Here is a 3458-nt window from a genome sequence, read left to right on the forward strand (position 1 = left end):
CCGCGGAGGTCGCGGAAGGAGCGGGGGTAGATCTGGTAGATCACCGAGGAGCGCCACCACTGCCTCTCACGCTCGGTGGAGGCTTCATGGACCGGAACCAGGCCGGCGCCGGGGAGCTGGACGGAGGGGACGGCGATAGTGCTGAGCATGCTTGCATCCTAAAGGACGTACCTGCGTGCCATGCAAACGCTTCCACAACAAGTCTCAACAAGTCCATAGGCAACTTTTCTGCGGTCTGGTCTGCCTTGATGCTGATTGTCAGCAGCCGAGAGTATGTGTTCCCGGCTACTGGCATCTGTGACTGGACGCACAGTGTGCACACGCTTACACTTGCGTCCATGCCATGGTCCGGGTCACGGGACAGGCACCAATTACCTCCCCGGCACTCCGGGGCCTGAAAACAGAAGAGGTACACCAATGAAGGTGCGCACAACGGGTGCGGCGGGCTTTGGCCGCCGTACCTTTACTCTCGGTGCCGTCTCGGTCACCGCTGCTCTCGTACTTACCGCCTGCGGCGGCGGATCCGACACCAGTGAAGGAACCGAATCCAGCGATCTCGCGTCCGCCGGTGCAACCACGCTGACCATGTGGGTCGACGCCGAACGTTCGCCCGCGCTGACCGAGGTCACGGAGCGCTTCAAGGAAGACACCGGCATTGAGGTCAAGCTGGTGACCAAGGACTTCCAGCAGGTGTCGGACGACTTCATCACCCAGGTCCCTACCGGCAAGGGCCCGGACCTGATCGTCGGACCGCACGACTGGCTGGGCAAGTTCGTCCAGAACGGCGTCGTGGCCCCGATCGAACTCGGCGACAAGGCCGGCCAGTTCCAGGAAAGCGCCGTCGCCGCCATGACCTATGAGGGCAACACCTACGGGGTGCCCTACTCGATTGAGAACATCGGCCTGCTGCGGAACACGGACATCGTCTCCGAACCGGCAGCCACCATGGACGAAGTCATCGCCAACGGCAAGGCCGCCGTGGCCGAGGGCAAGGCGGAGTTCCCGTTCCTGGTGCAGATGGACCCCAAGCAGGGCGACCCGTACCACCTGTACCCGCTGCAGACCTCCATGGGTGTTCCGGTCTTCGGCACTGACGAGACCGGAAGCTACGACGCCTCGAAGCTTGAACTGGGCAACCCGGGCGGCGTTGAATTCGCCGAGAAGCTCGTGGCCTGGGGAGACACCGGCGAACGCATCTTCAACTCCAGCATCACCCCGGACATCGCCAAGGAGAAGTTCAACGCCGGCGAGTCCCCGTACCTGCTGACCGGACCCTGGAACGTTCCCGACGCCGTCGACGCCGGCATCAACCTGGCCGTCGACCCGCTGCCGACCGCCGGCGATTCCCCGGCCCAGCCGTTCGTTGGCGTCAACGGCTTCTTCATCAGCGCCAAGAGCCAGAATGCCCTTGCCGCCAACGAGTTCGCCCTGAACTACCTCACCACTGAAGCCGTCCAGGACTCCATGTTCGATGCCGGCGGACGCCCGCCGGCCCTGACCGCCTCCTTCGAGAAGGCCGCATCCGACCCGATCGTTGCCGCTTTCGGTGAAATCGGCGCCAACGGCGTGCCGATGCCCGCCATCCCGGAAATGGAAGCCGTCTGGGCTGACTGGGGAGGCACGCAGCTGTCCCTGATCAAGGGAGAAGCAGACCCGGCAACCGCCTGGCCCGCCATGGTCTCCAACATCGAGTCCAAGATCAGCAAATAGATCAGCAGATAACGGTACCCACCAAGCCGCAGCCGCTTTAGTGGCCCGGACAGGGAGTCATTCCTGTTCGGGCCACTTGTAGGAGACCATCATGGCCGTTTCAACGGACACACCCGTCCGCCCCGCTAAACCCGCACCTGCGAGGACCCGCCGCCGCAGCCCCGACTCGCTGGCCGGGACCCTGGCGAAGATCATGCTGCTCGGACTCGTGGACGCCTTTGCCGTCTACGTCCTGATGGCCCTGTTCCTCAACGGGGAGTGGGTGGTGTTCGCCGTGGCATCAGCGGTCACCCTGATCATCAACTGGATCTACCTGCGCCGCGGCGGACTGCCCGCCAAGTACCTGGCACCGGGTGTGCTGTTCCTGCTGGTCTTCCAGGTCTTTGTGGTTATCTACAGCGGCTACGTGGCTTTCACCAACTACGGCGACGGACACAACAGCACCAAGGAAGACGCCGTCGCCGCCATCTCCCTGACCGCGCAGCAGCGCGTGCCCGATTCCCCGGCCTACGCTGTGTCGGTCCTGGAACAGGGCAGCGAGCTGTTCCTGCTGGTCACGGATCCCGACGGGCAGGTCCAGCTGGGTGGCGCCGAAATACCGCTGGAAGAGGTCAGCGACGCCCAGACGAACAGCACCGGGAAAGCCACCGGCGTTGACGGGTATGAAACCCTCGCCTTCAACGACCTGCTGAACCGCCAGTCCGAAATCCTGGCACTCAAGGTTCCGTTCTCCGATGACCTGGACGACGGCACACTGGCCACCGCCGACGGGTCCAACGCCTACGTCTACAAACCGGTCCTGGTCTATGACGAAGCCGCCGATACCTTCACAAACTCCGAAACCGGCACGGTCTACCGCGACGGGGGAGAAGGCTCCTTCGTCTCGGCTGACGGAGAGCGACTGGCCACCGGCTGGAAGATCAACGTGGGCTTCGAGAACTTCCAGCGCGCGGTCTCCGACCCGGAGCTCCGCGGCCCGCTGATGAGCGTGATCGGCTGGACCTTCACCTTCGCCGTCGCGTCCGTGGCACTGTGCTTCGGACTCGGCCTCTTCCTGGCCGTCACGTTCAACCACCCCACACTCCGGGGCAAGAAACTCTACCGCGTGCTGATGATCATGCCGTACGCGTTCCCGGCCTTCCTGGCCGGCCTGGTCTGGTCCGGCATGCTCAACCAGGAATTCGGGTTCATCAACGGCACGTTCTTCGGCGGGGCTTCGATTCCCTGGCTGAACGATCCCTGGCTCGCCAAGGCCAGCGTGCTGCTGGTCAACACCTGGCTGGGCTTCCCCTACATGTTCCTGGTCTGCACCGGGGCACTGCAGTCCCTGCCGGAGGAAATCAACGAGGCAGCCCGGATGGACGGCGCCGGAGCCTGGCGGATCTTCCGTTCCATCAAACTGCCGCTGCTGCTGGTCTCCACCGCGCCCCTGCTCATCTCCACGTTCGCGTTCAACTTCAACAACTTCAACGTGATCTTTATGCTCACCGGCGGCGGTCCGCGTTTCCCGGGCACCAGCCAGGACATCGGCGCCACCGACCTGCTGATCACCGTGGTGTACAAGGTCGCCTTCGGCCAGGGCACCGGGCGTGACTACGGGCTCGCCAGTGCGCTGGCGATCCTGATCTTCATCATCGTGGCCGTTATCTCCGCCGTCAGCTTCAGGCAGACCAAGTCGCTGGAAGAAGTGAACTCATGAGCACCTCCACCGCCCTTCCTCCCCGCCCCGCTGCCGAAACCACCGGCAC

2 protein-coding genes are annotated in these 3458 nt (G+C 63.9%); both read left to right on the forward strand.

Annotated elements, in window-relative coordinates; translation table 11 throughout:
* Positions 1 to 417 precede the first annotated feature (417 nt).
* Positions 418 to 1710, forward strand: coding sequence for a sugar ABC transporter substrate-binding protein (locus tag TVC13_RS17875; RefSeq protein ID WP_422402473.1), 1293 nt, complete (start codon positions 418 to 420; stop codon positions 1708 to 1710).
* Between the two features lie 91 nt (positions 1711 to 1801).
* Positions 1802 to 3409 (forward strand): ABC transporter permease subunit, encoded by a 1608-nt coding sequence (locus TVC13_RS17880; protein WP_422402474.1) that lies wholly within the window; start codon positions 1802 to 1804, stop codon positions 3407 to 3409.
* The last annotated feature ends 49 nt before the right edge of the window (positions 3410 to 3458 follow it).

The organism is Arthrobacter sp. 3Tela_A (assembly GCF_049311025.1).
Taxonomy (GTDB): domain Bacteria; phylum Actinomycetota; class Actinomycetes; order Actinomycetales; family Micrococcaceae; genus Arthrobacter_B.